7 protein-coding genes and 1 pseudogene are annotated in these 4,491 nt (G+C 35.6%); 1 reads left to right on the top strand and 7 read right to left on the bottom strand.

Going from position 1 to position 4,491, the window contains the following annotated elements; translation table 11 throughout:
- Positions 1-407: 407 nt before the first annotated feature.
- The 5 genes and pseudogenes from GQ593_RS13080 to GQ593_RS13060 form a co-directional block, all read right to left on the bottom strand.
- Positions 408-827 carry a hypothetical protein gene (locus GQ593_RS13080; RefSeq protein ID WP_160432431.1) on the bottom strand — a complete coding sequence of 140 codons (420 nt, stop codon included), beginning with the start codon at positions 825-827 and terminating at the stop codon, positions 408-410.
- A 12-nt stretch (positions 828-839) separates the two neighbouring features.
- A complete protein-coding gene (locus GQ593_RS14020; RefSeq protein ID WP_442903622.1) occupies positions 840-1,322 on the bottom strand; it encodes an EndoU domain-containing protein in 483 nt (160 codons plus the stop codon).
- A gap of 6 nt (positions 1,323-1,328) precedes the next feature.
- Positions 1,329-1,517 (bottom strand): annotated as a pseudogene (locus GQ593_RS14355) (RHS repeat-associated core domain-containing protein); the annotation flags it as partial.
- Between the two features lie 76 nt (positions 1,518-1,593).
- Positions 1,594-1,953, bottom strand: coding sequence for a ribonuclease toxin immunity protein CdiI (gene cdiI / locus GQ593_RS13065; RefSeq protein ID WP_160432430.1), 360 nt, complete (start codon positions 1,951-1,953; stop codon positions 1,594-1,596).
- Positions 1,954-1,961: 8 nt separating this feature from the next.
- A complete protein-coding gene (locus GQ593_RS13060; RefSeq protein WP_160432429.1) occupies positions 1,962-3,005 on the bottom strand; it encodes an RHS repeat-associated core domain-containing protein in 1,044 nt (347 codons plus the stop codon).
- A gap of 48 nt (positions 3,006-3,053) precedes the next feature.
- Between GQ593_RS13060 and GQ593_RS13055 the strand changes: the two genes are divergently transcribed.
- Entirely contained in the window at positions 3,054-3,221 is a 168-nt protein-coding gene (locus tag GQ593_RS13055; RefSeq protein WP_160432428.1) for a hypothetical protein, read from the top strand.
- A 213-nt stretch (positions 3,222-3,434) separates the two neighbouring features.
- On the opposite strand, the gene GQ593_RS13050 is transcribed toward GQ593_RS13055, so the two are convergent.
- Both GQ593_RS13050 and GQ593_RS13045 read right to left on the bottom strand, forming a co-directional pair.
- Entirely contained in the window at positions 3,435-3,818 is a 384-nt protein-coding gene (locus tag GQ593_RS13050; RefSeq protein ID WP_160432427.1) for a hypothetical protein, read from the bottom strand.
- Positions 3,815-4,354, bottom strand: coding sequence for a CdiA family toxin C-terminal domain-containing protein (locus GQ593_RS13045; protein WP_160432426.1), 540 nt, complete (start codon positions 4,352-4,354; stop codon positions 3,815-3,817). The genes GQ593_RS13050 and GQ593_RS13045 overlap by 4 nt, the downstream gene beginning before the upstream one ends.
- Between the last annotated feature and the right edge of the window lie 137 nt (positions 4,355-4,491).

Raw genomic sequence — 4,491 nt, 5'->3', positions numbered from 1 at the left:
TCCACCGATTGTTGTTTGAATTCGATACTAAATTTTTTGACCATGATATTTGTCTCCTATGATTTTTGTTTATATCATAGAGGCAGCTTTTGTCCACTTTTTTGGCGAGGATCAGTTATCTTTTACCGCAATCAAGAGACCGATAGTGTCATATTCATAGTGTTCAATATTTCCATCCGGTAATATTTTTTGAACTAATCGTCCAACACTGTCACGCTCATAACGGGCAATAAGTTGGTTGTTTTTATTATAAGGAACGCTAGAGGCTGGTTTGATCAGATAGCTTTTTATGTCGGTTGCCCAGTTATCATTACAACTGAGCGGGCAAGTTGGTTTTAGAGCTTGTGAGCAAGCTCTAAAAAATAATAAACAAGATCCCCACTGGTTATTAGGTGGGAATTTAACTTTTATTCAACTAGCTTTTTAATGAACTCTTCTAAAATACGCTTTACCGGTGAGCTAGCATTCTGTAATAAAATATCTATTTTTAATAATAGCGACTCTTTCTTAGAATTATCTAGATTAGATAAATCTAAAAGCCTTAATGAATCAACGCAAGAGATAAATAAGTCCTCATTACTTGTATTAATAATATTTAGGAGAACTTCTAATTCATGTGAATTATGTAAATCACCCAAACATTCTACAAGCCTTTTTTGCCAAAAAATAGGCTTAAACTTTAGCTGAGTTAATAATAACTCCCAATCATTATTATTAAATTTATTAAGTATATTAGTAGCTTCCAAAATAGCACAATCATACCAATAATCGCCAGGTTCACTTTCATGGCTAAAATCAGATATACAAACATCAAATTTATTATACATATCTTATCTCTTTTATTTTATTGGATTAAATCCTGGTGTAGGTTTACCTCCAACTGGATAGCCCGCCGTGATGTCATTACCTTTTTTAATGACATCGATTTCCACTTTATTAACAGTTCCTCGATGAAGAGTTTCACCAGTTGAAAGTCTTATTCCTATAGGTTTAGTATTTCCAATTTTATTAACAGAATCAATAATACTCTTATCTGACCAACTTTCAGGAAATAAAGTGCTTGTTTTTATTTTTGACAAATTTCCATCCTCAAACTGAGTTATATATTTTACAGTTCGAGTTCCATCAGCATTCACTTTTATCGTTTCTACTGCATATTTAGGATTAGCATCATTTATATTTGGAGAATGCCCACCTATTATTTTGTTTGAGCCTTCAATACGTTGCCCTGCTAAAATTTTATTCTCCATTTCAGGTGTTAGTTTAGATACCGTCGTCCCCGTCCTTTTTCCTGCTATCCCCTCAAAACCACTATCTTCAATTTTAAGTAACCCTAACGGATCAACCCAATTTATCGGATCACTACCAGCGTATTGGTAACTATTTAGTCCGCCTAGTATACCGAGCGGATCTTGGGTAATATACCTGCCTGTAAATGGGTCGTAATAACGATTTAAGTTATAATGTAATCCCGTCTCCTCATCGTAATATTGCCCTTGAAATCTTAATGGATTATCCGGCAAGGAATATTATGCAGGTCGCTTTGCTATCATTGGAACCGAACAAGGCGAGTTTGATGGTAGGATGATTTATTTACCCTGACATTTTAGCAAGTAATTTATTAATTTTGTTTGTATCTTCTGGGTGAATTTTTAAGTACTTTTCACAGGCTAATCTGACATAGTAATAGAAGGTTTCTTCACTGACAATTATCTTATCATCCTCTGTCGGAGGGTAACCTATGTCGAATCCAATACCTTTAAAGTGATCATTTTCATCATAACTATTCATATCAGGGAAATAACAATAAGCACCATCAGTACTAAATCCAATTTTATTAATTAGGTAATAGATTGTTTCTAAAAATTGTCCATCACTATACATAATATTAAAATATGTAGTGATAATTTCGTGTACGTTTAAATCATAATTATCAAATAGCTTATTATTCATTAATTACCTCATTTAGGATGAAAATTACGAACAGTTCCCGTTGTTTTATCAACATAGATTCTGAATGTAACTCCATTTACTGTTGCATCGGCAATACCTCTAGAGGTAGACATTGCCTCTTTATAACCTTTCACAGCAGCTTGTTGCCCTAAATCTAATATTTTCTGATCTGTAAATATTTTAGGATCATAAATTGTTTTAGTTTTTATTTCTGCCTTATATCCAATCATATTACCTGCACGATCCAAGGCTGGGACTTGGTATTGAACATTAGTTATACCATTAACCCCTGTAGGTTTTTCATTGATGATCTTCACACCATATTTTTTTGCTGCTGAATAAAATGCATCTGCATTATGACCACCTGAAATTCCATATTTCTGGCTGAATCCGTCAACGTTGGCTAAGTGTTTGGGTTGTTCAATACTAAAACTAATGCCATTAGGAATTTCAACGTTTCCAGCAATCCCTTCAAACCCATTATTTTCAACCTTAATCAACCCTAACGGATCAGCCCAATTTATCGGATCACTACCAGCGTATTGGTAACTATTTAGTCCGCCGAGTATACCGAGCGGATCTTGAGTAATATACCTGCCTGTAAATGGGTCGTAATAACGATTTAAGTTATAATGTAATCCCGTCTCCTCATCATAATATTGCCCTTGGAACCTTAGCGGGTTATCTGGCAGAGCGTGGAAATCGTCTTGATGGTAGGTTTCGTTTATTATCTGCCCATAGGCATTATACTGGCATTCATAGAGGGTGTCACCCATGTTGCTGGTAAGGGCAATGGGGGTGCCGAGGTGGTCGTTTTGGTACCAGTAGAGTTTGATATTATCTTGCCGGGCATTGCCGTGGACAAGAGCTAATGGACGATAAGAATCTGGCTCGTAAAGGTAGGTTTGCCAGTGTTTATCATTATCGGTTTCGGCAATAAGCCGGCTACCTTGCCAGATAAATTCAGTAGTTTTACCATCCACGGTTTTGCTAGTACGCCGATTAAAGGCATCATAGGTGTAGGTGATGATTAGCCCCGTCGGCTTAATCACTTTAATTAACCGGTGCCGGCAGTCGTACTCATAGTGGGTGACTAGACTGTGGTCTTTTCCGCGCTTTTCGGCAATCAGATTACCAAAGCGGTCATACTCAAAGTGTTTGTCACTAAAAAAGGTCAGGCGGTTGCCTTTGGCAATATTGGCGTGAAACGGCGCGGGTGCCAGCGCTTGGGTTTCAGTGCTTTTATTGCCGGTTTGGCTTCAGGATAAGTCACCGTATGTAGCTGACCAGCATTATAATACCAGTAACAGCGTGGCTGATGCCTAGTGATTTCAGCAAGTTGTGCATCAGGGTTATAATGATACTAATATTGCCAGATTTAATGCGATGAAAGTCAAACAAGATAAGTTAATTGCTAAATTTTTCTTGTTAATTTAATAAATAAAATATGCTCCCCACTAGTAATATGGGGATTTCACTATTTACTTTGAATAACGTTCTCTTAATTTATTCATATAAAATTCGATTGAATCTTTGTCTTTAGGATGCGCTTCAATATAGCTATTAGATATTATTTGCATAAGTTCAACAAAATGTTGGGGAGATAGTGTTGAACTTTCGTATTCTCCTAGATAAAAAATTACTTCTTTAAAATCGGAAGGATCATCCCAACCATTATCAAGAGTAAAACCAGTTCCCTCATTTGGAAAAAATCCATCACCTTCACTTATCATTTTCAAAAACGATAAATATTTCATTTGATTATTAGATAAAGTTAAATAAATAATATCATACAAATCTCTTACACCTTTATCATAAAAGTGGTTTTTAATTTTAATTAGCCAATTTAATTGCTTATTTGTCATTTTGATCCTCTTGGCGGCATACTAAGAAATGAGTTATTTATTTTACCTGTGTTAGCATCACGAGTTACTCGAAACCAATAACCATCTATTTTGACTGAATATTGCCTTTGTTCTGGATTGATTTTAAAATAATTCTCCGCTTGTTTTGCAGCTCTATTTGACATATCAGCCACTTTTGCATCGGAAAGTATTGCAGGATCATAGGTCGTTTTCTTTTCAGCTTTTTTAAATCGAATAATTTTACCCGCATTTGGTCCATTTGCTGCTCTAGCAGGGAGCTGATATCGATATTCAATTAAGCCAGGAAAACGACTATCAGTATGTTTAGGAGCAACAATTTTAGCCCCCGTCATTTCAATGGATTCTAAAAAAGCATCTTGGTTATGTGCTCCAGATATCTGTGATTTATCTCGATTTAATATTCCCAATTGTCTATTATGAGTAGTAACATCTGAAACAAAAGTATCTGGTACTAATTGTTCATCAGTCCCTTTTCCAGCGATCCCCTCAACGCCCTTATCAGCAACCTTAATCAACCCTAACGGATCAATCCAATTTATCGGATCACTATGGATCGGCTACACTAATTAGTGGAATGGCAACACATTTTCAAACAAAAAAATTAAGGGATAAGTGTTTTTTAAATTCAACGGGAGGCAAGTAGCCTAACGAA

Source organism: Gilliamella sp. Pas-s25, from assembly GCF_009795885.1.
Taxonomy (GTDB): Bacteria; Pseudomonadota; Gammaproteobacteria; order Enterobacterales; family Orbaceae; genus Gilliamella.
The sequence above is the reverse complement of the archived record's forward strand: the minus strand, read 5'-3'. Positions and strand labels throughout refer to the sequence as shown.

Excerpts from the sequence above, each read along its gene's own strand:
- GQ593_RS13080 (WP_160432431.1), bottom strand. The coding sequence starts at position 827 with ATGTATAATAAATTTGATGTTTGTATATCTGATTTTAGCCATGAAAGT.
- GQ593_RS13050 (WP_160432427.1), bottom strand. The coding sequence starts at position 3,818 with ATGACAAATAAGCAATTAAATTGGCTAATTAAAATTAAAAACCACTTT.
- cdiI (WP_160432430.1), bottom strand. The coding sequence starts at position 1,953 with ATGAATAATAAGCTATTTGATAATTATGATTTAAACGTACACGAAATT.